23 protein-coding genes are annotated in these 26,027 nt (G+C 62.1%); 13 read left to right on the plus strand and 10 right to left on the minus strand.

Going from position 1 to position 26,027, the window contains the following annotated elements; all coding sequences use genetic code 11:
• Window positions 1–90: 90 nt before the first annotated feature.
• The 3 genes from IC609_RS07490 (at window position 91) to IC609_RS07500 (ending at window position 3,296) form a co-directional block, all read left to right on the plus strand.
• Window positions 91–1,275: an MFS transporter gene (locus tag IC609_RS07490; protein WP_191818951.1), complete on the plus strand. Its 1,185-nt coding sequence runs from the start codon at window positions 91–93 to the stop codon at window positions 1,273–1,275.
• A gap of 25 nt (window positions 1,276–1,300) precedes the next feature.
• Window positions 1,301–1,813, plus strand: coding sequence for a single-stranded DNA-binding protein (gene ssb, locus IC609_RS07495; protein ID WP_191818775.1), 513 nt, complete (start codon window positions 1,301–1,303; stop codon window positions 1,811–1,813).
• Window positions 1,814–1,958: 145 nt separating this feature from the next.
• Window positions 1,959–3,296, plus strand: a complete 1,338-nt coding sequence (locus tag IC609_RS07500) for a DUF3422 family protein (protein ID WP_191818776.1) — start codon at window positions 1,959–1,961, stop codon at window positions 3,294–3,296.
• A 12-nt stretch (window positions 3,297–3,308) separates the two neighbouring features.
• Here IC609_RS07500 and IC609_RS07505 read toward each other — a convergent pair whose 3' ends face one another.
• A complete protein-coding gene (locus tag IC609_RS07505; protein WP_191818777.1) occupies window positions 3,309–4,094 on the minus strand; it encodes a substrate-binding domain-containing protein in 786 nt (261 codons plus the stop codon).
• Between the two features lie 55 nt (window positions 4,095–4,149).
• On the minus strand, window positions 4,150–5,226 hold the full coding sequence (locus tag IC609_RS07510) for a porin (RefSeq protein WP_191818778.1): 1,077 nt from the start codon (window positions 5,224–5,226) through the stop codon (window positions 4,150–4,152).
• Window positions 5,227–5,338: 112 nt separating this feature from the next.
• Here IC609_RS07510 and IC609_RS07515 point away from each other — a divergent pair, with 112 nt between their 5' ends.
• A complete protein-coding gene (locus IC609_RS07515; protein ID WP_191818779.1) occupies window positions 5,339–6,262 on the plus strand; it encodes a LysR family transcriptional regulator in 924 nt (307 codons plus the stop codon).
• A gap of 56 nt (window positions 6,263–6,318) precedes the next feature.
• Here the strand turns inward: IC609_RS07515 and IC609_RS07520 are convergent, their stop codons facing one another.
• From IC609_RS07520 to mnmA, 5 genes are all read right to left on the minus strand, one after another.
• A complete protein-coding gene (locus IC609_RS07520; protein ID WP_191818780.1) occupies window positions 6,319–7,293 on the minus strand; it encodes a Bug family tripartite tricarboxylate transporter substrate binding protein in 975 nt (324 codons plus the stop codon).
• Between the two features lie 17 nt (window positions 7,294–7,310).
• Window positions 7,311–8,468: a tricarballylate utilization 4Fe-4S protein TcuB gene (gene tcuB, locus IC609_RS07525; protein WP_191818781.1), complete on the minus strand. Its 1,158-nt coding sequence runs from the start codon at window positions 8,466–8,468 to the stop codon at window positions 7,311–7,313.
• Window positions 8,465–9,862 carry an FAD-dependent tricarballylate dehydrogenase TcuA gene (tcuA, locus tag IC609_RS07530; protein WP_191818782.1) on the minus strand — a complete coding sequence of 466 codons (1,398 nt, stop codon included), beginning with the start codon at window positions 9,860–9,862 and terminating at the stop codon, window positions 8,465–8,467. The genes tcuB and tcuA overlap by 4 nt, the downstream gene beginning before the upstream one ends.
• A gap of 94 nt (window positions 9,863–9,956) precedes the next feature.
• Window positions 9,957–10,862 (minus strand): LysR family transcriptional regulator, encoded by a 906-nt coding sequence (locus IC609_RS07535; protein WP_191818783.1) that lies wholly within the window; start codon window positions 10,860–10,862, stop codon window positions 9,957–9,959.
• Window positions 10,863–10,877: 15 nt separating this feature from the next.
• Window positions 10,878–12,038: a tRNA 2-thiouridine(34) synthase MnmA gene (gene mnmA, locus IC609_RS07540; protein ID WP_191818784.1), complete on the minus strand. Its 1,161-nt coding sequence runs from the start codon at window positions 12,036–12,038 to the stop codon at window positions 10,878–10,880.
• Window positions 12,039–12,114: 76 nt separating this feature from the next.
• Here mnmA and IC609_RS07545 point away from each other — a divergent pair, with 76 nt between their 5' ends.
• The 4 genes from IC609_RS07545 to IC609_RS07560 are packed head-to-tail and all read left to right on the plus strand — an operon-like array spanning window position 12,115 to window position 16,729.
• Window positions 12,115–12,825 carry a lytic transglycosylase domain-containing protein gene (locus IC609_RS07545; RefSeq protein ID WP_225224019.1) on the plus strand — a complete coding sequence of 237 codons (711 nt, stop codon included), beginning with the start codon at window positions 12,115–12,117 and terminating at the stop codon, window positions 12,823–12,825.
• 10 nt (window positions 12,826–12,835) lie between these two features.
• Entirely contained in the window at window positions 12,836–14,245 is a 1,410-nt protein-coding gene (locus IC609_RS07550; RefSeq protein ID WP_191818786.1) for an MBOAT family O-acyltransferase, read from the plus strand.
• 1 nt (window position 14,246) lies between these two features.
• The gene (locus IC609_RS07555) at window positions 14,247–15,257 is read left to right on the plus strand and encodes an SGNH/GDSL hydrolase family protein (protein ID WP_191818787.1); all 1,011 of its coding nucleotides are present in this window, start codon (window positions 14,247–14,249) and stop codon (window positions 15,255–15,257) included.
• Window positions 15,254–16,729, plus strand: a complete 1,476-nt coding sequence (locus IC609_RS07560) for a GDSL-type esterase/lipase family protein (RefSeq protein WP_191818788.1) — start codon at window positions 15,254–15,256, stop codon at window positions 16,727–16,729. The genes IC609_RS07555 and IC609_RS07560 overlap by 4 nt, the downstream gene beginning before the upstream one ends.
• A gap of 3 nt (window positions 16,730–16,732) precedes the next feature.
• On the opposite strand, the gene IC609_RS07565 is transcribed toward IC609_RS07560, so the two are convergent.
• Window positions 16,733–17,485 carry a sulfite exporter TauE/SafE family protein gene (locus IC609_RS07565; RefSeq protein WP_191818789.1) on the minus strand — a complete coding sequence of 251 codons (753 nt, stop codon included), beginning with the start codon at window positions 17,483–17,485 and terminating at the stop codon, window positions 16,733–16,735.
• On the minus strand, window positions 17,482–17,988 hold the full coding sequence (locus tag IC609_RS07570; protein WP_191818790.1) for an NUDIX hydrolase: 507 nt from the start codon (window positions 17,986–17,988) through the stop codon (window positions 17,482–17,484). Before IC609_RS07570 ends, IC609_RS07565 begins: the two co-directional genes overlap by 4 nt.
• A 195-nt stretch (window positions 17,989–18,183) precedes the next feature.
• Between IC609_RS07570 and IC609_RS07575 the strand changes: the two genes are divergently transcribed.
• The 4 genes from IC609_RS07575 to IC609_RS07590 all read left to right on the plus strand — a co-directional run bounded on the left by IC609_RS07575 (window position 18,184) and on the right by IC609_RS07590 (window position 24,054).
• Window positions 18,184–19,791: a Re/Si-specific NAD(P)(+) transhydrogenase subunit alpha gene (locus IC609_RS07575; protein WP_191818791.1), complete on the plus strand. Its 1,608-nt coding sequence runs from the start codon at window positions 18,184–18,186 to the stop codon at window positions 19,789–19,791.
• A 46-nt stretch (window positions 19,792–19,837) separates the two neighbouring features.
• Window positions 19,838–21,253, plus strand: a complete 1,416-nt coding sequence (gene pntB / locus IC609_RS07580; RefSeq protein WP_191818952.1) for a Re/Si-specific NAD(P)(+) transhydrogenase subunit beta — start codon at window positions 19,838–19,840, stop codon at window positions 21,251–21,253.
• 217 nt (window positions 21,254–21,470) lie between these two features.
• On the plus strand, window positions 21,471–23,153 hold the full coding sequence (locus IC609_RS07585; RefSeq protein ID WP_191818953.1) for a long-chain-fatty-acid--CoA ligase: 1,683 nt from the start codon (window positions 21,471–21,473) through the stop codon (window positions 23,151–23,153).
• Window positions 23,154–23,301: 148 nt separating this feature from the next.
• Window positions 23,302–24,054, plus strand: a complete 753-nt coding sequence (locus tag IC609_RS07590; RefSeq protein ID WP_191818792.1) for a 5'-methylthioadenosine/adenosylhomocysteine nucleosidase — start codon at window positions 23,302–23,304, stop codon at window positions 24,052–24,054.
• 118 nt (window positions 24,055–24,172) lie between these two features.
• Here IC609_RS07590 and corA read toward each other — a convergent pair whose 3' ends face one another.
• Window positions 24,173–25,159, minus strand: a complete 987-nt coding sequence (gene corA / locus IC609_RS07595; RefSeq protein ID WP_191818793.1) for a magnesium/cobalt transporter CorA — start codon at window positions 25,157–25,159, stop codon at window positions 24,173–24,175.
• Between the two features lie 433 nt (window positions 25,160–25,592).
• On the opposite strand from corA, the gene hpf reads away from it, so the two are divergent.
• Complete coding sequence (hpf, locus tag IC609_RS07600) at window positions 25,593–25,922, plus strand: ribosome hibernation-promoting factor, HPF/YfiA family (RefSeq protein ID WP_191818794.1); 330 nt, start codon at window positions 25,593–25,595, stop codon at window positions 25,920–25,922.
• Window positions 25,923–26,027 lie beyond the last annotated feature (105 nt).

Genomic DNA, 26,027 nt, shown 5'->3' on the forward strand with positions numbered 1-26,027 from the left:
CGGGGACAATGAGGACCTTTCCGACAGCTGCGCCTTGCTTTTTCTGTGTCCGATCCTGTTCAAGTTCACACTGCTGCCCCTGCCAGCGCGATGACGCCTCTGGAGCGTCGCGCCAGCGCCTCCTTGGCCTCCATTTTTGCCTTGCGCATGTTGGGCTTGTTTCTGGTGTTGCCTGTGTTCGCGTTGGAAGCGCGCAAATACCCTGGCGGCGACGACCCCGCCCTGCTGGGGCTGGCCATGGGCATTTATGGCCTGACGCAAGGCGTGTTGCAGCTGCCCTTTGGCATGGCCTCGGACCGTTTTGGCCGCAAGCGCGTGATCGTGCTGGGCTTGCTGATTTTTGCAGCAGGCAGCTTTTGGGCGGCGGCGGCCACCGACTTGCAGGGCCTCCTGATCGGGCGCAGCCTGCAAGGCGCAGGCGCGGTTTCGGCGGCCGTGACGGCCTTGTTGGCCGATTTGACCCGCGACGAGGTGCGCACCAAGGCCATGGCCCTGGTGGGCGCCAGCATCGGGCTGATGTTCGCTGTGTCGCTGGTGTTGGCCCCGGTGCTGGCGCAGGCGGTGGGCTTGGCCGGCTTGTTTGGCATCACCGGGGTTCTGGCTTTGCTGGGTGTGGGGGTGGTGGTCTGGGGCGCGCCTGCTGCGCCGAACATGGCCCACCAGGCGCGTGGCCGTCTGGTGGATGTCCTGCGTCACCCCGGGCTGATGCGCCTGAATTTGGGCGTGTTTGTTCTGCATGCTGTGCAGCTGGCCATGTGGGTGGCGGTGCCCGCTTTGCTGGTGCAGGCCGGTTTGCCCAAAGACCACCACTGGCAGGTGTATTTGCCGGCCGTGCTGGCGTCGTTTGTGCTCATGGGGGGCATGTTTGCGTTGGAGCGACGCGGGCACCTCAAAAAGGTGTTTTTGGCGGCGATTGCCCTGATCGCGCTGGTGCAGCTGGGCTTGCTCGTGCAGGCCTGGGGCTCAGCCCGTTTGTGGCCGCTGGCAGGGCTGCTGTTTGCGTTCTTTTGCGGCTTCAACATCCTGGAGGCCACCCAGCCGAGCATGGTGTCCCGCCTGGCCCCCATGCCTGTGCGTGGCGCGGCCATGGGTCTGTACAACACGCTGCAGTCGCTGGGCTTTTTTGTGGGCGGTTGGCTGGGTGGCTGGTTGGTCAAGTCCTGGGGCAGTCCGGCGCTGTTCCTGTGCTGTGCAGGCGCCATGCTGATCTGGTGGCTGGTCGCCTTGCCGATGCAGGCCCCTGGTCGAACCGTACCGGTCCGACAGGACGCATAATTGCGGAATATCTGAGGAGTTCACCATGGCATCCGTCAACAAAGTCATCATCGTCGGCAATCTGGGCCGCGACCCCGAAACCCGCTACATGCCGTCGGGCGATGCCGTGACCAACATCACGGTGGCGACCACCGATCGATACAAGGACAAGCAGTCCGGCGAAATGAAAGAAGCCACAGAATGGCACCGCATCAGCTTCTTCGGCAAGCTGGCCGAGATCGCGGGCCAGTACCTGAAAAAAGGTTCGCAGGTCTATGTCGAAGGCAGTCTGCGTACCCGCAAGTACACCGACAAGGACGGCGTGGAAAAGTACGCCACCGAAATCCGTGCCGACACCATGCAGATGCTGGGCTCGCGCCAGGGCATGGGCGGCAGCGGTGGTGAGGACGGCGGTTACTCGCGTGAATCTTCGGGTGGCGGTGGCTATGCCCGCCCTGCAGCACCTGCGCAGCGCCCCGCTGCTGCGCCTGCTGCACGCCCGGCTGCTGCTCCCGCCCCGAGCGGTTTTGACGACATGGACGACGACATCCCTTTCTGAGTTCGGCTTACCCCGCCCAGTGAACCCGCAGATCGAAAGACTGCGGGTTTTTTTGTGGTCTGGGTCACATTGCACTCATTGCGGTTGAAACTGAAACGAACCGTCAGGGAGTGTTTGGGGTGCATCGCCGGTTCAGAATGGTTGCATGAACGAAATCAACTCCCGCAGCCTGCCGCCAGACGATCCCTTGCGCCGGGTCTTGCACAACGAAATCCATGCCCGGCCATCGGCCCGGGTGCGCTTGCCGGCCTTGATCGTTTACGTGGCCGTTCTGAACGAGGGGGTGTCCCGTGCGCAGGAGCTGGCGCATCTGCAGAGCCTGCCCGGGCATGCTGATCTGACGGCTGAACAATTGCAAGGCAACTTTTTGCGCTTGCGCTGCGAGGGATTCACGGTCAAGTGGGAGCGGCACACCGAATTCACACGCTATTCGATCGTGCAGTCGCTGCCTGCGCACGCCGACTGGGGCGCGGCCTTGCCGAGCCTGACGCCGCATGTGGCCACGGGCACCTCTTGGTTGCGAGACCTTCCGGGCCAGACCGTGGCGGCCATTGCGCTGGCCATGCTGCCTGTCGGCTTGGAGCCGGCGGACTGGTTGCCCAAAGCGCAGGCCTGGTTGGGCGATGGCGCGGTCGTCGGTTCGCGCATGGGCCACACCAGCGAAGGGCAGTCGCATTCGTGTTTGCTCACGCATTTCCGCATTGGCGAAGACGGCTTCGAGCGCATGCTGGTGTTGGCGCCTGCTGACACGCCCGAAGGCCGAGCGGGGCGCATTTCCCAGCGTGTGCTGGAGCTGGAGACCTACCGTCTGATGGCCTTGCGTGGCCTGCCTGTGGCCAAGCAACTGTCGCCTGTGCTGTCGCAGGCCGAGGCGCAATTGGCCGACATCACGGCGCGGCTGGAGCACAAGCAGGACGGGGACCAGTCGCTGCTGGACGATTTGGTGGGTTTGGCCGCACGGGTGGAGCGCGCCACGGCCGAGCACGGGTACCGTTTTGCGGCCACACGGGCCTATGACCGTCTGGTGAGCGAGCGCGTCGCCGAATTGCGTGAACGCCCTTTGCCAGGTACACAGACGGTGGGTGAGTTCATGCAGCGGCGTCTTTCGCCCGCCATGGCCACCGTTGTCGCCACATCGCAGCGCCTGTCGGATTTATCAGAGCGGGTGTCGCGCACCAGCGCTTTGCTGCGCACGAGGGTGGACATCGCCACCGAAGCACAAAACCAGCAGCTGCTCGCCAAGCTCACCCGCGGGCAAGATCTGCAGTTGCGCCTGCAGTCCACCGTGGAAGGCCTGTCGATCGCGGCCATCAGCTATTACGTGGTCAGCTTGCTGCTGTATGGTGCCAAGGCACTCGCCAAACTGGGCCTGCCGCTGCACCCAGAGATGGTGGCTGGCCTGTCGATTCCGCTGGTGCTGTGGGGGGTGTGGAAGACAGTGCAGCGCATCCACGACAGGCTGCACCGGGCCAGCGGTCACTGACCGCTGACGGGCTTATTTGCTGACCGGATCCACCCCTGTGCTGCGCACAATGTCGGCCACAGCGGGTGAAGTGAAAAAACGCACCAGGTGCTTGGCCGCTTCTTGTTGCTCTGAGCCTTGCACCAGCGCTGACGAGAAGAAGATGGTTTGCTGAACGGCGTCGGGCAGCGTGCCCACGAAGTCGAGCTCCTTGAAGTAGATCAGTTCGCTCACTTGCTGAAAGCCCAGCTCGGCCTCGCCGCGCGCCACCACCGCGCCCACGCGCTCGCTCATGATTTTTTTGGCGGTTTTTTGCATCTGTTCGGCAATGCCCAGTTTGGGGAACATCTCGGTGGACAGGTAGGTGCCGCTGGCGCTGGCCGAGTAGGCCACCGACTTGGCGTTCAGCAGGGTCTGCTTGAGGGCTTCGACGGTGCTGATGTCGGGTTTGGGCGTGCCCTTGCGCACGGCCACACCGATCTGCGAACGCACCAAATCCACGCGGCTGCCGGACACCAGCTTGCCGTCTTTCATCAGGGCTTCCAGGCCGCCTTCGGACAGGATCACCAGATCGAACTTTTCGCCGCGCGCAAAGCGGCTGGGGATGGAGTCGGGTGCGTTGCCAATCGAAGCGCCATAAGCGCTGATGACCTTGTGGCCACTGGCGGCCTCGTAGATGGGTACCAGTTTTTTGTAGGCCTCGGTGAAGGCGCCCGAGGTGATGACGCGGATCTCGGCAGCTTGTGCGGCCAAGGAGGCGAAGGCCAATAAGGCACTGGCGATCAGGCCACGGCGGGTGAGGGTGTTGGAGAACATCATGTAGAACCTTTCGGCGGTGTGCTAGAAAGCTTTCAGAAGGTGTGCTAGAAAGCTTTCAGAAGGTGTGCTTGACGCCCATTGAGAAGCCTTTCCCGGTGCTGGCGTTGCCTGTACCCTGGTAGTTGTTTTTCCACTTGGTTGAATCAAGCTCAGCATAAACCAGCGAACGCTTGGAGAGTTTGTACTCTGCAAATGTCACCATGCGGTTGAATCCATCTGCCGTCAGTCCTGTGCGCGAGCGGTCCACTTTGTAATACGTCGCGATCAGGCTCAGGCTGTCGGACAAGGGGTGGTTGACACCCAGACCGAGGGTTTTGTTTTCCGTCTTGGCAACAAGAGAAGTTTGTGCCTCGTGTTGCCCGTAGGATAAATTCAGCTTGCTGTCGCCCAGTTTGGCACTGACGCCGCCGAAGTAGGCTTTCAAATCCAGGTTGGCAATCGATTTGAATTGGCTGTAAGCCAATGTTGCGGCAAATCGGGCATCTTCATAGGCCAGGCTGGCACCGGTGCTGGACAACTTGGCGTTGCTGCCGTTTTGTTCGCCAAAGCCGTACATGGCTCGACCAGAAAAGTTGCCGAATTTCCCGATGTACTTGATGGCGTTATCGAGGCGATAGGAGCCCGAAGAAGAGCCTGCCGAGCCGTATTCTTGCCCCAGTTTGTGTCCACTCAATGCGGCGATCTGGATGTTGGGGTTGAAGCTGGCATAGCGGTTACCCAGAGGGTCAACCACGCCCACAGCGTCGGCCAGCAAGGTGGTTTGACGACCGCCCAATGCGGTGCCCCACGCACCGCTCAGACCGACAACGGAGGCTCGGTCAAAAAATTTGGCGTTTGCCGGAGTGCCAGTGTCGACGTTGAGACCGGTTTCGAAATTGAATTCGGCTTTCAAGCCGCCACCCAGGTCTTCGGTGCCGCGATAACCCAGACGGCTTGTGGTGTCGATGCCACTGCCCATGGCGTTGGCATTGGCCGTTGCAGGCGCGTTGGATGCATCCATTCCTGAGGTGTGACGAACACCCAAATCAGCGACACCATAAATGCCGACAGCACTTTGTCCGTGGGAGAGCGAGGTAAAGCAGACGATGGCAGCCGCGCAGGCGATTTTGTTGAGAGCAGATGATGTTTTCATGTGGATTCCATTGGAAATGCATAGACCTGTCAGAAACAGGGTTTCAAACGACAAGTTGATCGTCCATGAAAATCAGAATTTAATGAATTGCAATTTTTTATATGATTGATGCATGGCGAACATCAATTTCGATCTGCAACAGCTTCAGGCCTTCATTGCAGTGGCCGATAAAGGCAGCTTTCGCGCTGCGGCAGAATTCATCCATCTTTCTGCCCCCGCCATCAGCAGGCGCATTGAGAAGCTGGAATCCTTGATCGGTATCCGGCTGTTCAATCGAACGACGCGTGACGTTGAACTGACGAGTCTTGGGCGGGTTTTTCTGGAGCGTGCGCGTTGCGCGATGGATGATTTGGAAGCCGCGATGCTGGGCATCTCGGACATCGCCGCCACCCGCAGCGGCCGCGTGGCCGTGGCTTGTGTGCCATCGGCAGCACTTTACTTTTTGCCCAATGTCATCAGCAGCTTCACAGGCCGTTTCCCCGCCATCCGCATCCGTGTGATCGATGGCGGTATGGGAGAAACTTTGCAAAGTGTGCTGTCAGGGGAAGCGGACTTTGGAATTGGATTCATCAACAGCCCTGTGCCGGGCATCAAGTTTGATCCTATCCACGCAGATTCATTTGTTGTGGCCATGCAACGACAGCATCGCATGGCCAAGCGAAAGCACATTTCCTGGGCCGAAATACAAGGTGAAAAACTGATCGCGGTGGCGCGCACCAGTGGCAATCGGCAGCTGATCGATGAGGTGCTGATTCAGGCAGGTCTGCAAGCTGACTATGCATTCGAAGTCAGTCACATCGGCACGCTGCTTGGGATGGTGGAGGCGGGCTTGGGATTGGCAGTGGTGCCAAGAATGGCACTGCCTTTGGGGCATGCCACCATGGTGGGTATCCCTTTGAAAAATCCAGTGATTTCACGCCATCTTGGGTTGCTCACAAGGCAGGGCGCTGCCATGCGTCCTGCCGCAGCCATTTTTCACGAATACCTCTCGGAAGACATCCAGCGGCGTGCGCCTGACGCCACCCTGATAGCCTGAATTGGGCGCAGGCCAGCTGGGCTGCCGTCGGCAGCGCTGGCCTGGTGGGTGCAACTTCAGTCGGCCGTGATCTTGCGCTCGCGGATCACGCGTCCCCAGGTCGCCGATTCCTTGGCCATGTATTTGGCAAATTCCTCACGTGTGCCGGGCTGGGGTGTCAGGCCGTGGCTGTTGAGTTGCTCGACCACATCCGGGCTTTTGAGTACCTTGACCAGCTCGGTGTTCCAGCGGTCCAGGATGGGCTGAGGCACTTTGGAGGAAGCCACAAACGCATACCAGTTGGTGGCAGAAAAGCCAGGAAAACCGGATTCGGCAATCGTCGGGATCTTGGGCAGTGCCGGCAGGCGCATGGAGCCGGTGCTCGCCAGTGGGATCAGCTTGCCGCTTTCGATGTGTGGCAGCGAGGTGGAAAGGGTCGAGTAATAAGCTGCGACGCGACCGCCAATCAGGTCCTGCATGGCCGGTGCGCCGCCCTTGTAGGGCACATGCACGGTGTCGATGTTGGCCATGTCGTTGAGCAGTTCCCCCGCCAGGTGCGATGCAGAACCCGCGCCGGTAGAGGCGAAGTCGATCTTGCCCGGGTTCTTTCTGGCATAAGCCACAAACTCGTTGAAGGTTTTGATGCCGGTGTGTGCCCCCACCACCAGCACATTCGGGAAGTTCACGCCCATGGTGATGGGTGAGAGGTCTTTGACGGGGTCGTAGGGCAGCTTCATCATGTGCGGCGCAATGGTGAGCGGGCCGACCGAGCCGAACAAAATCACGCTGCCGTCAGCAGGGCCTTGGGCTGCAAACTGGTGAGCGATGTTGCCGCCAGCCCCTGGTTTGTTGTCGATCACGACCGATGCGCCGATGTTCTCCCCCAGCTTCTTGGCAATGATGCGCGCACCCGTGTCGGCTGCGCCGCCTGCTGCAAAGCCGACCACCATGGTGATGGTCTTTTTGGGTGGAAAGGTTTGCGCCGAAGCGTTCAGGCCGATGCAGGCCAGCGCCATGCAGGCCATGGCCTGGAGTGTGTTGCGTTTTGTCATGGGGTTCTCCTCAAAGTTCAGTCACTGCCCAAGCCGATGGGGTTGGGCTGGCGTTTTTCGACGGCGTGGCGCAGCAAGGACGCTGTGCGGAAAATGCCGTGGGCAAATTTGTTGTAGGGCAAGGTGGCAAACAAGGCCATCACGGCGCCCAGGTGCACGGCCAACCAGGTGGGCATGGATGCATGGCTGCGCGCCAGCCACAGGCCCAGGCCACTGACGCTGATCAAAAAGAGCAGCGCGATGAAGCCCAGGTCCATCGGTTTTTGCGCGGCATCGCCTTGCTCGGGGTGGCGCTGCAGCTTGAGCTTGAACAGACCCGCTGTGCCCATGGTCAAGCTGATGCCGCCCACCACGCCCAGCAGCTTGGGCAGGCTGGGCAGGTCATAGGGTGCAGGCAGGTTCAGTGCGTAGTGGTAGAGCGTGGCCACGCTGGTGGCTGCAAAGCACAGCATGAAGCCGTAGAAGGTCAAGTGGTGCGCGCGTCGACGTGCCAGCGTGAATTCATCGTCGGCGTTGTTGCAGCCTTCGCCGTGACCGCCGTCGAGGTACTTCAGTCGCAGCACGTCGTGCGTGGCTTCGGCTGCTGCTGGCGCGGTGAGCGCTGTCCCACTGGTGGCCGGGGTGATGTCTTGCCAGAAGCGGCGCACGCCCAAGGCCAGCGCCAGGACCGCGAACAGGAACACCGGGGCAAACATACTCACCAGCAGGTTGTGCGGGAAGATGCTGTAGAAGTTGCCCGTTGAGCTCGCCTGCCCCTGCTGCGCGAGCCACAGGAACAGCGCCAGGCCCACAGCCAACGCCAGGCTGAGCGTGAGCCCGTTGCGCTGGTACAGCTGGCCCAAGGGGGCTGGCCAGGCGTACTGCGCGTAGGTTTGGCCTCGCACCTGCGCCATGACTTTGGGGATGTTCACCGCAAAGTCGTGGGGTGGTGCGTACTGGCAGGCGTGCAGGCAGGCGCCGCAGTTGTGGCACAGGTTGGCCATGAAGTGGATGTCGGCCTGCGCAAACGACAGCCGGCGCGTCATGGCCGGGAAGACTGCACAGAAGCCTTCGCAGTAGCGGCAGGCGTTGCAGATCTGCAGCTGGCGTGCAGTTTCGCTCTCGGCTTCAGTCGGCGCCCACTGCCCGTTGGCGAGGGCTTTGGCCTCTTGTGTGAGTTGTTGCAGTGAGGTCATTGCGCACCCCCGGACAGGGCGGCCCGAGCGGCTTGTGTGCCCGCGATCCGGCCAAAGGCGGTGCCGATCGACATGCCCACGCCTGCGGTGTAGCCTTTGCCGAGCACATTGCCCGCCATCATCTCGCCCGCCACAAACAGGTTGTCGCTGGGCACGCCGCCAAAACGCACGGCGGCGGTTTCGTCGGTTTCCAGACCCAGGTAGGTGAAGGTCACGCCGGGGCGCACGGCATAAGCATAAAACGGTGCGGTGTCGATGGTCCGCGCCCAATGGGTCTTGGCCGGGCTCACACCCTCGGTGTGGCAGTCGTCCAGGGTCGTGTGGTCAAAAGTGCCCGGGCGGCAAGCCGCGTTGTAGTCGTTCAGGGTTTGCATGAAGGTGTCCACATCCAGGCCGATTTTCTGGGCCAGCTCCGGCAGGGTCTGTGCCTGCACACCCTCGAACACGGGGGGCATGAAACGGCCAATCGCTTTGCTGTCGATGATCGAGTAAGCCGTTTGGCCGGGTTGCTGGGCCACCAGGCGACCCCAGATCGCGTAGCGTTTGGGCCAGAAGTCTTCGCCTTCGTCGTAAAAACGCCGGGCCTCGGTGTTGACCACCACGCCCAGCGAGACGCAGTCGATGCGGGTGCAGATACCGCCGTCATAGAGCGGTGCCCGGGCGTCGATCGCCACCATGTGGGCTTGCGTGGCGTCGCCGATCGGGTCAGCGCCCTGGGCCAGCATGTGCTTGAGTAGCACGCCCTGGTTGAAACGGGTGCCGCGGATCAAAAAGTTGTCAGCAGGCCACTCGCCGCGCTCGTTCTGGCCCCAGGCTTGGCGCAGCCACTCGCGGTTGGACTCGAAGCCCCCGGCGGCCAGCACACAGGTTTTGGCGGTGATGCGCTCGTTGCCGACCCAGGCGGCCACAAAGCGGCCGTTCTCGATTTCCAGCCGCTCCACAGGCGCGTTGTAACGGATTTGCACGCCGAGTTTTTCGGCGCTGCGGTAGTAGGCGTTGACCAGGGCCTTGCCCCCGCCCATGAAGAAGGCGTTGGTGCGCGCCACATGCAGCGCGCCCGACAGCGGCGGCTGGAAATGCACGCCATGTTTTCGCATCCAGTCGCGGCAGGTGCTGGAGGCGCGGATGGTCAGGCGGGCCAGTTTTTCGTTGGTGATGCCGCCCGTGACCTTGAGCAGGTCTTGCCAGAACTCTTCTTCGGGGTAGGCGTCCACCAGCACATCTTGCGGTGCGTCGTGCATGCAGCGCAGGTTGCGGGTGTGGCCCGAATTGCCACCGCGCCATTCGCGTGGGGCGGCTTCAAGCAGCGTCACGCTGGCACCTGCTTCGGCGGCCATCAGGGCCGCACACAAGGCGGCATTGCCGCCGCCAATCACCAGCACGTCCGTGCCCATCTCACATCCTTGTTTGTCAATTGACCGCGCAGTGTCGGTGAAACTTCAAATTTTGTGAAATGAAATATTTGGACGTTTTATTGCGATTGATGCATTAATCTTGGCGATGTCGCTTGCCAAAGTGCCGCAAGCTCAGCTGGAAAAAGCCTTCGGCTGCGGCCGACAGGCTGGTCTGCTTGCGGCGCAGCAGGGTCACCCGCCGCTTGACCACTGGGCCGATCAGGGGGATCTTGACCACGTTCGGCCGGTCGCCGTTTTCAAATGTGGAGGAAGGCAGCACAGCGCAACCCACGCCCGCGGCCACCAGGTTGATGGCGGTGGCGTGGTGCTGCACTTCGTAGTGGCCATGCAGGCGGATGCCGCGCTGGGCCAGCTGGTAGTCGAGGAACATGCGCGTGGCCATGAAGCTGCTGACCACGATCAGTTCGATGCCTTGCAGATCGGTCCAGCTCACCGTTCGCCTGTCCTGCAGGGCATGGGGCGTGGGGCAAAGCAGGGTCAGCGGGTCTTCAAAAAGCGCAACCTCTTCCAGTTCGGGGTGCGGCTCGCCATTGATGGCGATGCCCAGCTCGGCCTGCCCGTCCAGCACGGCGGCACGCACATCGTGCGAAGACGCGTCGAGCAGGCGCAGCGTGTTGCCGGGGCATTGCTGGGCATAAGCGCGGATGAGTTCAGGCAGGACGTGGGTGGTGAGCGAAGGCACACAGGCCAGGGTGAAGTGACCACCGCCGGTTTGCGCCTTGTCGCGCACACGGGTCAGCGTGCGGGTGGCGTCCAGCACCAGGTGCCGGGCCTGCGGCAAAAACTCGCGCCCTGTGGCTGTGAGTTCCACCTTGCGGGTGGTGCGGTCCAGCAGCCGTGTGTCCAACAGGCCTTCGAGCTTTTGGATGCGCCGCGTGAGCGCTGTTTGCGTCAGGTGCAGCTGCTGCGCGGCTTTGACGAAGCTGCCCAGCTCTGCCACGCAGACAAAGGCTTGCAGTCCGTCGAAGTCGATTTTCAAGCGCGGCTCCTGCGCTCAGGGCAGTGCGGAGGCGGACGAGATCACACCGCCGCCCAGGCACACCTCGCCGTCGTACAGCACAGCGCTCTGGCCCGGTGTGACGGCCCATTGCGCTTCTGGAAACTGCAGGCCGAAACCGGGCGCAGTGCTGCCGTCAGCGCCTGCCAGCAGCTGGCAGAGGGCGTCGGCCTGGCGGTAGCGGGTCTTGGCCGCGTAGTGGCCGGGTGTGGGTGGCACGCCCGCGCACCAGCTGGCGTCATCGGCCTGCAGGCTTTCGGACAGCAACCAGGGATGGTCATGCCCCTGCACCACCCACAAGGTGTTGTTCTCGATGTCCTTGCGCGCCACGAACCAGGGGGTGTGCTCACCCGCGCCTCGCAATCCGCGGGCGCGGAGTGCTTCCATCTCTGCCCCCTTGGCCTTGACCCCGCCAATGCCCAGGCCCTGGCGTTGCCCGAGCGTGTAAAAACTCAAGCCCACATGCTGGCCGATGGTGCGGCCTGTGGGGTCCTTGATCGGGCCGGGCTCCTTGCTGATGTAGCGGTTGAGGAACTCGCGGAAAGGCCGCTCGCCAATGAAGCAGATGCCGGTGGAGTCTTTCTTTTTGGCGTTGGGCAGACCGATTTCTTCGGCGATGCGGCGCACCTCGGTTTTGTGCAGCTCACCCACGGGGAACAGTGTTTTGGCCAGTTGAGCCTGGTTCAGGCGGTGCAAAAAGTAGCTCTGGTCCTTGGACGGGTCCAGGCCCTTGAGCAGCTCGTGGCGGCCGGTCGTTTCGTTCAGGCGCACACGGGCGTAATGTCCGGTGGCAATTTTCTCGGCACCCAGGCGCATGGCGTGGTCCAGAAAGGACTTGAACTTGATCTCGGCATTGCACAGGATGTCGGGGTTGGGGGTGCGCCCGGCTTGGTACTCGCGCACGAACTCCGAAAACACGCGGTCCTTGTAGTCGGCGGCGAAGTTGACGTGTTCGATCTCGATGCCGATGACGTCCGCCACGGCGGCTGCATCGACAAAATCGATGTTGGACGAGCAGTATTCGCTGTCGTCGTCATCTTCCCAATTCTTCATGAAGATGCCAATCACCTCATGGCCCTGTTGCTTGAGCAGGTGAGCGGTGACAGCGGAATCGACGCCGCCGGACAGGCCGACGACCACACGGGGTTTGGAAGACATGACGCGATTATCCCGCCAGTTGGAAAGTGCGAAAATCGAGACGCTCCCATCAACCGATATGTCTACGCCTCAATCCATGCGCCAAATCCTCAGGATGATCCTGAGCGACGCTGCGCGCGGGCTGTTTTTGGTCACCCACAGCAGTCTGGCCATGGTCGGCGTGACTGCGGCCGCCTGTGTGCTGGCTTTGTGGCTGCAGCCCCAATGGCTGAAGGCCACGGAGAACTGGGTTTTGGGCTGGCTGCGAGAGCAGCAGGTGCTGGTGTCCTGGCTGCCGGAGAACCGGCTGGACCGGGCCACAGCGATCGATTTGGGTGAGTTGCCGCCCAAGCAGGCGGCGGTGGCGGAATGGCTGGCGCGCAAATACCGTGTGGCGCCCGAGCCGGTGGCGGCGCTGGTGCTGGAGGCGCATGCCCTTTCCCGGTCTTCGAAATTGCCAGCCAACTTGATTCTGGCCGTCATGGCGGTCGAGTCGAGTTTTCACCCCTATATTCAGAGCCATGCTGGTGCCCAGGGCCTGATGCAGGTGATGACCGGCATCCACGCCAAACGCTATGAAGCCTATGGCGGCAACATGGCCGCCTTTGACCCTCGCACCAACATGCGCGTAGGTGTGGCGGTGCTGGTTGACGGCATCAAGCTCAAGGGAGGGTCAATTGAAGAAGGCTTGCGCTTTTACCTGGGGGGCGATGCCGTCTCTGACGATGGTGGGTATGTGGCCAAAGTGCTGGCCGAACAGGCCCGCCTGGACCAGGTGGCTGCTGGCGTGAAGGTGCCGGTGCAGTGATGGGAGCGGCATGAGTTTCGTTTCGCCAGAGTTTGGCCTGTTGTGTGTGCTGTTCTTTCCTTTGTATTGGGCACTGGCAGGGCAAACGAGCCAGCAAAAATCGCTGCTGATCGTTTCAGGTTACGCGCTTTACGCATCCTGGGTGCCCGAGTTCGCCTTGCTGCTGGCGGTCTACAGCACCGTGGTGTGGTGGCTGGGCGCGATGATGCAGTTCGAGTTCCGCCAGCGACGTGTGGTGCGCTGGCCCATGGTGCTGGGGCTGTGGCTGTGTGGCTCCTTTTTGGTGCTGCTCAAGTACTACGAGTTCGTGCGTGCCACCTGTCAAACCTTGCTGATGAAGCTGGGCATGGCCTCGGTCCTGCCTGCCGTGGATGTGGTGGCCCCGGTGGGGGTGTCGTTTTTCACTTTCCAGGCGGTCACTTATCTGGTCTGGGTGGGACGAGCGCCGCACAAAGCCCGCTCATGGAGCGATGTGATGCTGTTCCTGAGCTTCTGGCCCACCTTGTTTGCAGGCCCGATCCTGCGGGCTGAATCTTTTTTTGCCCAGGAAGACTCGGATCAGCCCGGTCAGCCGCGCCAGGTCAGCCGCGCGCTGTACTGGATCGGTCTGGGGTTGTTTCAGAAAATGGTGCTGGCTTCGTGGCTGGCCGAGAAAGTGGTGGACCCGGTCTTCAAGTGGCCCGAGCAGTTTGCCGGCGGGTCGGTGGCGGCGGCCATGTTGGGTTACAGCCTGCAAATTTTTCTGGATTTCGGCGGCTACACCCTCATTGTGTCCGGTCTGGCCCTGCTGCTGGGCTACACCTTGCCAGTCAACTTTCGCCAGCCCTACCTGGCGCTCAATGTGCAGGACTTCTGGACCCGTTGGCATGTGTCTCTGTCGAGCTTTATCCGCGACTACATCTACATCCCGCTGGGCGGCAACCGCGACGGCTGGGCGCGCACCCAGGTCAATGTGGTGCTGGGCATGCTCATCAGCGGGTTGTGGCACGGCGCGAGCTGGACGTTCGTGGTCTGGGGTTTGCTTCATGGCCTGGCTGTGGTGGCCTACAACCTGGGCAAGGCCTTGGGGCTCGATGCCTGGCCTCGCTGGCTGGCGATACCCTGCACTTTCCTGTTTGTGACCTTGGCCTGGGTGTTCTTCCGTGCGGAGTCGCTCGATCAAGCTTTGCTGGTGTTGTCGCGCCTCCTGGACGACATGCCTCAAGAGGGATTGGCGGCGGTGCCCTGGTGGCCCTTGGGCTTGCTGTGCACCGTTTTCTGGGGCCTGAGCTTCTGGGCCGAGCTTGTGGAGCAGTGGGTCGTGGCCACGCTGGACCGTGTGGGTCTGTGGGTGACCATGGCCACCATGGTGGTCTGGATGTTTGTGGTGATCGCGCTGGGCCCTGAGGGCGTGCCGGGCTTCATTTATTACCGTTTCTGATATGACTGCCCCCAGCATTTCCTGGCGTTTGACCGTGGGCCTTTGGCTCGGTGGAGCGTTGCTGTCCTGGTTGTGGTTGACCTCGTTCGACCGCTATTTGACGGCGCGTTACCACTGGAGTCTGGAGGCCGAACTCGAGTCGGTCCTGCCTGCCGGATGGGCGACACCGATCCTGAGCGCATCGCAGCGCTTGCGCGCGTGGACCGCTGTTGAGCGTGACGAGGAAGAAGCTGGGCAGCCTGATTCGCCTGTGGTGGCAGCGCCGCAGCGAAAGGGGGCGGTTACGGGCACGCCATGGCGCCCACCAGCCCCGCCAGGGATCGTGCCTTTGCAGGCGGCGGTCGGGTCAGGCTGGCCCACCTTGCGCCAGCAGCGGCTTAACCCGGGCCCACAACGGATCCTGTTTGCAGGCGACTCGATGATGCAGGGCGTGGCCCCGCTGGTCTCGCGCGAGTTGAGCAGGCGTTACCCCGACTGGTTCATGCTCGATCTGAGCCGCCAGAGCACCGGTTTGACCGTGCGACGCTATTTTGATTGGCCCACCCGCATCATCGAAGAAATGGATGCCAAAAAGCTCAGTCTGGTGGTGATCTTTCTGGGGCCCAACGATCCCTGGGACCTGGTGGTGGATGGGCGCCGCCATGTCTTTCCTTCGCCCGAATGGGCGCAGCAGTACGCCTTGCGCGTGGACGAGATCCTGTCGGCCGCCAAAGCGCGCGACGTGAAGGTGATCTGGCTCGGCCTGCCCGCCATGCGCGAAGGCCGTGTGCAGCAGGGTGCGGTGGTGCAAAACCAGATTTTCTACCACCGGGCCAAGGCCTGGGGTACGGACTACCTGGCGACCGAGCCCTTGATTGGCGCGTTGTCCGAGCCTTTCCAGAAGTTCATGCCCGACGATGCCGGGCAACCCGTGAACCTGCGGGCCGGGGACGGCATCCATTTCACGCCCGCAGGCTTGCACAGGATCAAGCAGGCCTTGCTGCAGCACCTTGAAGGGGAGATCCGGCCATGAAGATGCCTCTGTTGGTGTGGGGTGGTTTTTGCCTGGCCCTCATGGGCGCAGATGCGCTGGCGCAGGCTGCGCCTGGCCTGTCGGTGACGCGGCTGGCGGTGCAGGCCCGTGCCGGCGTGCCTGACTTGCAGTGCAGCCCGGCCCCGGCCAGGCCTGTGGCACCTGCGCCGGTTGATCCCGACCCTCAGGAGCCACCGGACGCCCAGGAAGTGGAGGCGCAATTGAGCGTTCTCCAACCAGAGCGTGAGGCTGAGCCTGCGGGCGCAGCCCGTGGTGCCTGGCCGCAGGCGAGACCCGGTCAGCCTCTGCGTGTGGCGATCTGGGGCGACAGCCATTTGGCCGCCGGATTTTTCACCTCGGAACTGGTTCGGTTGCTGCCCTGGTCTGCCGACCAGGTGGCCACGCAGTTCATCGGCGCCCACATGAACCGACCCGGTGTGCGCATGCCCTGGCTGCGCAAAGGCTGCATCGGCCCGAACTGGAAGCACGAGCCCGCTTATGCCGATGCGGGCGCTGCTGCAGCCCCCGGCCCGGCACTGGTGAGCCTGAGCAGCAGCCGCGAGGGCGCCAGCCTGGCCTGGGATGTGCGCAACGTCAGTGGCCAGGCAGACAAGCCGCAGCTGCGTCTGCTCTACCAGCAAACAAGCGATCCGGTGCAGATTGCCATCGCGGTGGACGACGGTCCGGAGCAAGTGCTGGCGTTGCAAGGTGCGCCCGGTCCGGCCGCGCTGGAGCTGGTTGCCGATGCCCCGATGTCGGTGGTGCGCCTGCGCCTGTTGGCGGGGGCCTTGCGCTGGCAAGGGATGCAGTGGCCTGTGCCCGAATCCACCCGATTGCAGCTGGATGTGTTCGGTTACCCCGGTGCCACGGTGGCTGCCTGGCAGCGTGCGCGACCGGATGCATTGGCATCTTGGTGGCGCGATGTGGGCTACGACCTCGTGATGCTGGAGTTCGGCACCAACGAGGGCAATGTTCAGCCTTTTGACGCGCAAGCCTATGCCCAGACCCTGCGCGCATCGGTCACGGCCTGGCGGGCCCAGTTTCCGCAGGCCGCCTGTGTGCTGATCGGGCCGGGGGACCGTGGCATTTTGGTGCGGCGATCACAGAAAGCCAAGCCTGCGGGGCGCAGCGCCAAAGGCCAACAAATCAAACCGCGCAAGGCTGCGAAGCCCAGCAAGGGCCAAGCGGCTGCTGCGGCCAAAACTGGCACCGATCTGCTGCGCTTCACGCGGGTGCATCTGGAGATCGCCCGATTGCAAAGTCAGGTGGCCGCCGAACAAGGGTGTCGGTTCTGGAGCATGCTCGACGCCATGGGCGGTGCCGGTGGGGCTTACCGCTGGGTGGGGCAAAACCCGCCCCTGATGGCCCGTGACCTGATCCACTTCACGGTGCCAGGCTACCAGCGTCTGGCGCAGCGCTTCGCGCAGGACATGGGCTGGCAGGTCGAGCGCCTGTGGCCCGACGTCCGCTGAGTTTCACAAACGGCTGAAGAACACCGCACTCATCGCCAGTCCCGCGGCGATGACCAGGCGCCGCACCCACAGCACAGGCAGGCGCTGCGCCAGTCGCGCGCCCAGCCAGCCGCCCAGGGTGGCCCAGGCCATCATCCAGAGCGCTTGCGGCCAGACGATCGCGCCTGCTGCGGCAAAAGCGATCACCGACAGCAGTGACAGCACCAGCGAGTTGAGGTTTTTCAAGGCGTTGACCGTGGACAGGCGCGATTCACCCGCCAGCGTGTAGAGGGCCATCAGCAAAATGCCCAGGCCACCATTGAAATAGCCGCCGTAAATTGCCACCAGCAGCAGCCCGGGCTGCCGCATGCCAGGGTGACCCTGGCCATGTCCCAGGGCCGAAATGCGTGGCCCCAGCGCAAACAGCCCAGTGGCCAAGAGCAGCAACCAGGGCACGATGCCCGAGAACACCCGTGCAGGCGTCATCAGCAAGAGGGCTGCGCCCACGAGCCCACCCAGCGCGGCCGTCAGCATTTCGCGCCGCAGCAGGGCCGGCGGCAGCTCGCGCAGCTGGGCCTTGAAGCCCAAGGTGCTGCCCAGGTAACCGGGGCTGACGGCCATGGCACTGGTGGCGTTGGCCGCCAGCGGTGGCACGCCCGCGAACACGAGTGCCGGGAAGGTGAGGAAGCTGCCCCCGCCCGCGATGGCGTTGAGCACACCTGCGCCGAGCGCCGCTGCGCCCGTGAGTGCCCAGGTGGCCGAGGTGTCGGCGATCATGCTGACCGCGGGGTGGGCAAAGGCGGCAGCGTCGCCACGGCGGCATCGGTGTAGATCAGGCCCAGCGGGTAGCGTTGTCCGGCCAGGTGGTCTTCGATGCAGCGCAGCACCAGCGGGCTGCGGTGGCGGTCGGCACTGGCGCGCACCTCTTCAGGCGTCATCCAGACGGTGCGCACGATGCCGTCGTCCAGGGACCGTTCGGGCTGGAAGTCGCCCAGATCGCCACAGAAGGCCAGCCGCAAGTAGGTGATGTCTTCGCCCGTGGCGGGCCTCTGGAAGCGCGACAGGTACACCCCGACCAGGGCGGTGGGGGTGAAGGGGTGGGCGGTTTCCTCAAGTGCTTCGCGTGCGCAGCCGTCGGCGGGCGACTCAAAGGGGTCCAGGTGCCCGGCAGGGTTGTTCAGGCGCAGGCCCTCCTGGGTGTGTTCTTCGACCAGCAGGTAGCGGCCATCGCGCTCGATGATGGCGGCCACGGTGACATTGGGTTTCCAGCGTGTGTCCATGGGGAGATTATCGGCATTGGCGCTGCCCATTTGTGATGGGTGCGTGACCTGATGGGTGGGGTGTGGAATGCCGGGCTGGGCTCATGGTTAACCCGTAGATCGTTCCGGTGCAGGCAGGGCTTGCCCTGTCTGGGATGACGCTGACATCGGTTAAGCTGAAACATTCCGTTCAGTGGACACAGCGAGGAGACATTCATGCAGACAGGCGAATCCGCATCCGCGCCGCAGCGCATTGGCGTGCCGCGAGAAATATTCCCCGGCGAAAAAAGGGTGGCCACGGTGCCCGATGTGGTGTCCAAGCTGGTCAAACTTGGTTTTGCCGTGGTGGTGGAACGGGGCGCTGGCGAGCTGGCCGATCTGTCCGATGACGCTTATGTCGAAGCTGGAGCGACCATCGCACCGAGCGCGGCCGAGCTGTGGAGCGCCAGCGATATTGTTTTCAAAGTGCGTGCCCCCACCGCCGACGAAGTGGCGTTGATGCACGAAGGCCAGACCTTGATTGGCTTTTTGTGGCCTGCCCAAAATCCCGATTTGATGCAACAGCTGGCGGCCAAGAAGGTCACCGCACTGTCGATTGACGCGCTGCCCCGCACATTGAGCCGCGCCCAGAAGATGGATGCGCTGACCTCGATGGCGGGCGTGAGCGGTTACCGCGCTGTGGTGGAAGCGGCCAATGCTTTTGGCCGTTTCTTCAACGGACAGATCACGGCCGCAGGCAAGGTGCCTCCGGCCAAGGTGTTCATTGCTGGTGCTGGCGTGGCGGGGCTCGCCGCAATTGGTGCTGCTGCCAGCCTGGGTGCCATCGTGCGTGCCAACGACACGCGCGCCGAAGTGGCCGATCAGGTGGTGTCGCTGGGCGGTGAATTTGTCAAAGTGGACTATGAGGAAGAAGGCTCGGGCGGCGGCGGTTATGCCAAGGTCATGAGCGAAGGCTTCCAGGCCGCGCAGCGCGAGATGTACGCGCAGCAGGCCAAGGAGTGCGACATCATCATCACCACCGCGCTCATTCCCGGCAAACCCGCGCCCCGGCTGATCACCGCCGAGATGGTGCAAAGCATGAAGCCCGGCAGCGTGATCGTGGACATGGCCGCCGAACAAGGCGGCAACTGCGAACTGACCGAGCCCGGCAAGGCCGTGGTCAAGCATGGCGTGACCATCGTCGGCTACACCGATCTGGCTTCACGCATGGCGCGCCAGTCGTCCACCCTGTATGGCACCAACCTGTTCCGTTTGACGGAAGAGCTGTGCAAGACCAAGGACGGCATCATCAACGTCAACATGCAAGACGATGCCATCCGGGGCCTGACGGTCATCAAGGACGGTGAAATCACCTGGCCCGCCCCGGCCTTGCCCGCCGCTGCGCCCAAACCTGCAGCCAAGCCCGTGGCTGCGGTCGAGAAGAAAAGCGGTCATGGCCACGGCAGCAGCGGTCCCATGCCGCTCAAAACCCTGTTGGGTGTCTTTGGCGCGGGGGCTTTGGCCTTCTGGGCCATTGGTGCGTATGCCCCTGCGGCCTTCCTGGGCCACTTCACCGTGTTCGTGCTGGCCTGCTTCATCGGCTACATGGTGGTGTGGAACGTGACGCCTGCGCTGCACACGCCGCTGATGAGTGTGACCAATGCGATCTCCAGCATCATTGTCATTGGTGCCCTGGTGCAGATCCTGCCGCCCGAGGCGGGCGCGAATGGGCGACCTGATCAGCTGATTCAGTGGCTGGCTTTTGCCGGCATTGTGCTGACGGCCGTCAACATGTTTGGTGGCTTTGCAGTCACCCGCCGCATGCTGGACATGTTCCGCAAGTGAACTGAGACCATAAAAACAAGGAATGACGAACATGCCCCAAAGTCTCATCTCCCCTAGCCTGGCCACGGTCGCCTACATCGGCGCAGCCATCCTCTTCATCCTCAGTCTGGGTGGTTTGTCCAACCCGGAAACTTCGCGCCGCGGCAACCTCTACGGGGTTGTCGGCATGGCGCTGGCGGTGATCGCCACCATCGTTGGCCCGCGTGTGGCGACTGCGGGCATCCCGTGGATCATCGGTGCGCTGGCCATTGGTGGCAGTGCAGGCCTGTACGCCGCCAAAACCGTCAAGATGACCCAAATGCCCGAACTGGTGGCGTTGATGCACAGCCTGGTGGGCCTGGCGGCATGTCTTGTGGGTTTTGCCAGTTATGTAGACACCTCGATCCAGTTCACGGGGGCCGAAAAAGTCATCCACGAAGTGGAGATTTACGTCGGCATTTTGATCGGTGCGGTCACTTTCTCCGGCTCGCTCGTTGCCTTTGGCAAGCTCAACGGCAAGATCGGCGGCAAGCCACTCTTGCTGCCCGCACGCCATTGGCTGAATCTGCTCGGCCTTTTGGTCGTGGTCTGGTTTGGCCGTGAGTTTGTGAACGCACACGATGTGCAAACCGGCATGACACCACTGATCGTGATGACCGTGATCGCGCTGCTGTTCGGCATCCACATGGTCATGGCCATTGGCGGCGCCGACATGCCGGTGGTGGTGTCCATGCTCAACAGCTATTCCGGCTGGGCCGCTGCGGCCACCGGTTTCATGCTCAGCAACGACCTGCTGATCGTGACCGGTGCCTTGGTGGGCTCGTCGGGGGCCATCTTGTCCTACATCATGTGCAATGCGATGAACCGCAACTTCATCAGCGTGATTGCGGGCGGTTTTGGGGGTGGGGCACCTGCCGCGCCCAAGGCAGACGGTGCTGCCGCCGAGCCCCAAGGCGAGGTGGTGCCTGTGAGTGCGGCCGAGACCGCCGAGCTGCTGCGTGAGGCCAAGAGCGTGATCATCGTGCCGGGTTATGGCATGGCCGTGGCCCAGGCGCAGCACACGGTCAACGAGATCACCAAAACCCTGCGCGAGCGGGGCGTGACGGTGCGCTTTGGCATCCACCCGGTGGCCGGGCGCATGCCGGGCCACATGAACGTGCTGCTGGCCGAAGCCAAGGTGCCCTATGACATCGTGCTGGAGATGGACGAGATCAACGACGATTTCCCGGACACCGATGTGGCCATGGTGATCGGTGCCAACGACATCGTGAACCCTGCCGCGCAAGACGACCCGAGCAGCCCGATTGCGGGCATGCCGGTGCTCGAAGTCTGGAAAGCCCGCACCAGCATTGTGATGAAACGCTCCATGGCCAGCGGTTACGCAGGTGTGGACAACCCGCTGTTCTACAAGGACAACAACCGCATGTTGTTCGGAGACGCCAAGAAGATGCTGGATGAAGTGCTGGTGGCACTCAAAGCCTGACCGCTACAGCATCCATCGCCCGTTGGCCATGCGCACTGGACGCGAGTCCGGGGCGTTTTTCTTGGGGCTTGCGTGAACAGGGCGCCGTTCTGTGAGGCCATGCCCTGCGGCACAAACAGGTGACAGGCGATGCCGTCAACCTCGGGAAATCCTGCATTTTTTTGCGTCAGTTATCAGTCAGTTATGCGGTAGACTGATCCGCATGGAAAACCATGCAATGACCCCCGATCGCGTTTGGCTCAACAGCTATCCTGCAGGCGTTCCTGCAGACATTGATCCCGGCCAGTACAGTTCCCTGGTGGGTTTGATGGAAGAGAGTTTTGCCCGTTACGCTGACCGCACGGCCTACAGCTTCATGGGCAAGGACATCACCTACCGCCGCACTGACGAAGAAAGCCAGGCGTTGGCGGCTTACCTGCAGTCATTGGGCTTGAGCAAGGGCGACCGCGTCGCCGTGATGATGCCCAATGTGCCCCAATACCCGGTGGCTGTCGCGGCCATCCTGCGCGCTGGCTATGTGGTGGTCAATGTCAATCCGCTCTACACCGCCCGCGAGCTGGAGCACCAGCTCAAGGACTCTGGAGCCCGTGCCATCGTCATCATCGAAAATTTCGCGGCCACCCTCGAAAAGTGCATCGCTCAAACACCCGTGCAGCATGTGGTGCTGGCCACCATGGGTGACCGTCTGGGTTGGCTCAAAGGCACGCTGGTCAATTACGTGGTGCGCAAGGTCAAGAAGCTGGTGCCGGAGTTCCAGCTGCCCGATGCGGTCTCGTTCAACCAGGCCTTGAGCCGGGGCCGCCATTTGCCACTGCGCCGCCCTGAAATCACCCCCGACGACATCGCCGTGCTGCAGTACACCGGCGGCACCACGGGCGTCTCCAAGGGTGCGGTGCTGCTGCACCGCAATGTGGTGGCCAACGTGCTGCAGTCCGAGGCGTGGAACGAGCCTGTGATGAAACGCGTGCCTGCGGGCGAGCAGCCTACCTCGGTTTGCGCGCTGCCGCTGTACCACATCTTCGCGTTCACGGTGAACATGATGCTGAGCATGCGCACGGGCGGCAAGACCATTTTGATTCCCAATCCTCGCGACCTGCCTGCGGTGCTGAAAGAATTGTCCAAGCACACCTTCCACAGCTTTCCGGCGGTGAACACCCTGTTCAATGGGTTGGCCAATCACCCTGATTTCAACACTGTCAATTGGTCCAACCTCAAGGTGTCCGTGGGCGGCGGCATGGCCGTCACGCCGAACGTGGCCAAGTTGTGGCTTGAAAAAACAGGTTGCCCCATCTGCGAAGGCTATGGTTTGTCGGAAACCAGCCCGTCGGCCAGCTGCAACCCCACCACCAGCACCGAATTCACCGGCACCATCGGTGTGCCGATTCCCGGCACCTGGATGAAGCTGCTCGACGACGATGGCCACGAAGTGACCACGCCTGGCCAGCACGGCGAGATCGCCATCAAGGGCCCGCAGGTCATGGCCGGTTACTGGCAGCGACCGGACGAAACCGCCAAGGTCATGACGGCCGATGGGTATTTCAAGTCGGGCGATGTGGGTGTGATGGACGAGCGAGGCTTTTTCAAGATCGTGGACCGCAAGAAGGACATGATTCTGGTCAGTGGCTTCAACGTCTACCCCAATGAGGTGGAGGAAGTGGCTTCGGCCTGCCCCGGCGTGCTCGAGTGCGCGGCCATCGGTGTGCCGGATGAAAAGACCGGTGAGGCCGTCAAGTTGGTGGTGGTCAAAAAAGATCCGGCGCTGACTGCCGAGCAGATTCAAGCCTACTGCCGTGAGAACATGACGGCCTACAAGCAGCCGCGCGTGGTGGAGTTCCGCGATGAATTGCCCAAGACCCCAGTAGGCAAAATCCTTCGACGTGAGCTGCGCAACCCGACGTGAACGTGGTCTGGTTGTACGCATGGTTTCAGGCGGCCCTTGCGGGCCGCTTTCTTCTGGAAAACATGGCCCCCATGTTCGTCACTTCGTGTACTCACTGCCCCCCGAGGGGGCTGTGCCCTCCTTGGGGCGGCCCGGCGGGGGCCACGACATGACCCCCATCGGCATCATGAGTGCCATGCACGAAGAGCTGGCTGCTGTGCTGCAAGCACTGCCCGATGAACAACGCGTGCAGGTGGCCGGGCGGGATTTCTGGCAAGGGCATTGGCATGGCCGCCCGGTGGTGGCGGTGCTTTCGCGCATTGGCAAGGTGGCGGCTGCCACCACGGCCACGGCCCTCATCGAGCGCTTTGGTGTCGGCCAGATCGTTTTCACGGGTGTGGCGGGCGGTCTGGGGTCAGGCGTGAAGGTGGGCGATGTGGTGTTGGCCCGCAGCTTGGTGCAGCACGACATGGACGCTTCGCCGCTGTTTCCACGGCATGAGGTGCCTTTGTATGGCCGCAGCCGCTTTGATACCGATCCCGGTTTGTCCGATGCGTTGCAGCGGGCGTCTCAAGAGGTGTTGGTCGATGTGGCCCCGCATGTCGGTTTTGAAGCCATTGCCGAGTTTGGCTTGCAGTCGCCTCGTCTGCATGAAGGTCTGATCGCCAGCGGCGACCGTTTTGTCTCCACCACCGCCGAATGCCGCAGCCTGCAGCAAACTTTGCCCGAGGCGCTGGCGGTCGAGATGGAGGGGGCAGCGGTGGCGCAGGTCTGTGCCGATTACGGCGTGCCTTTTGCGGCTCTGCGCACTATTTCTGACCGCGCCGACGACGACGCCCATGCCGATTTCAGCCGTTTCATTCGCCAGGTGGCCAGCCGCTACAGCGTGGCGATGTTGTCACAATGGCTGAAAACCCCTTGACGCCCGCATCTGTCGGGCTCGGGCTGTGGCGGGTGACGATGTTGCGCTTGCGTCTGAGGAACCCGCCGCAGCCCGAGTCCGACAGATAACCACCAACAGCCGGGCTTAAGCCTCAGCCTTATTTCAACCAGCCACGCCGACGGAAGTACCACATGGGCACCACGGCGCTGGCGGCCATCAGCACAATCGCCATCGGGTAGCCCCAAGTCTGGTTCAGCTCGGGCATGTACTGGAAGTTCATGCCGTAGATGCTGGCGATCAGCGTGGGCGGCAGCAAGGCCACACTGGCCACCGAAAAGATCTTGATGATCTTGTTCTGGTTGATGTTGATGAAACCAACAGTGGCGTCCATCAGGAAGTTGATCTTGTCGAACAGGAAGGCCGTGTGCGAATCGAGCGAGTCGATGTCGCGCAGGATCTGACGGGCTTCCTCGAACTGCTCGGCGTTCAGCATTTTCGAGCGCATCATGAAGCTCACGGCGCGGCGCGTGTCCATGACGTTGCGGCGGATACGGCCGTTCAGGTCTTCCTGGCGCGCAATGGCACCCAGCACTTCGCCGGCCATGGCGTCGGTCACATCACCCGACAGCACTTTTTTGCCAGCTGTTTCCAGTTTGTCGTAAATGCCCTCGAGCGTGTCGGCCGAATACTCGGCGTCGGCATCAAACAGCTTGAGCAACACTTCCTTGGCGTCTTCAATCAGGCCCGGTGCGCGGCGCGCGCGCATGCGCAAGAGTCGAAAGACCGGCACGTCTTCGTCGTGGATGGAAAACAGCACGCCCTGGCTTTTCAGGTCGGCGTTGTGCTGGTTCAGGATGAAGGCGCAACGCACGGTGCGAGGCTCTTCTTCGTCGGCGATCAAAAAGTCGGAGCGGATGTGCAACTCGCCATTGTCTTCTTCGTAGAAACGGGCGGATTCCTCGATGTCCTCGTCCATCGCGTCTTCCGGGATGGACAGGCCGAAGTACTGTTTGATCCAGCGTTTTTCTTCCAGTGTGGGCGACTCCAGGTCCACCCAGATCGGCTGAAAGCGTGACAGCTCTTCCAGGGATTCGATTTCTTCCTGGAACAGGCGGCCGTTGGCGAGGGTGAAGATGTTGAGCATGGCGTTCTCCGTAAGGCCAGATGCCAAAGGTTCAAAAGAGGGCGGCGTTGGGGTGTTGCGGCGGCTTTCGAACGACTGGCGGCATGCTCAAGGCGTCCGAAAGCTACCGACTCGGGTAGCTTTCCACGGTGGGATCTCCAATAAAAGAAGAATGGATTATCGCACCCGAAAGGGGCGATTCAAAGGCCGCCAAGTGACGGCCGTGTGACCTTGGTCTGAATGCCCAGGCCGGGCAAGGTGCTTATGAGTCAACCATCGAAAGATAGCACCCCGCCAACAGATTGCCAAGAGGATTTCCGGGCTTCTAGGGGGTTACCTTGAGGGGCCTTGCTTTTGCTGATCGGCAGGCGCATAGTGAATCCAACGGGCCTTGAAAAGGCCTGTTGGGCCCCGCCAAAAGGGCTTTCATCCCAAGCAACAGGAGGCTATGTCTATGAACCTGACGATCAGCGGTCACCACCTTGAAGTTACACCCGCCCTGCGCACGTATGTGACCGGCAAACTAGATCGCATCACCCGACATTTCGACCAGGTGGTCGATGTCAAAGTGCTGTTGACTGTGGAAAAGCAAAAGGAAAAGGAAAAAAGACAGCGCGCCGAGTGCAATATCCATGTGAAAGGCAATGACCTGTTTGCCGAGAGCGCCCATGAGGACCTGTATGCCGCCGTGGACGAATTGATGGACAAACTCGACCGCCAGGTGGTCAAACACAAGACCCGCATCACCGACCACCACCACGACGCGCCCAAGCGCATGATGTGAAAAACCCCACATTTGAAACCAGGGCTGCCAACGCGCAGCCCTTTTTGTTTGCATGAAAATTCAATAATGAATACCTAAGAATTGATTTATTAAATATTTCTATGG

Origin of the sequence: Limnohabitans radicicola (genome assembly GCF_014837235.1) — a bacterium.
GTDB lineage: Bacteria > Pseudomonadota > Gammaproteobacteria > Burkholderiales > Burkholderiaceae_C > Limnohabitans_A > Limnohabitans_A radicicola.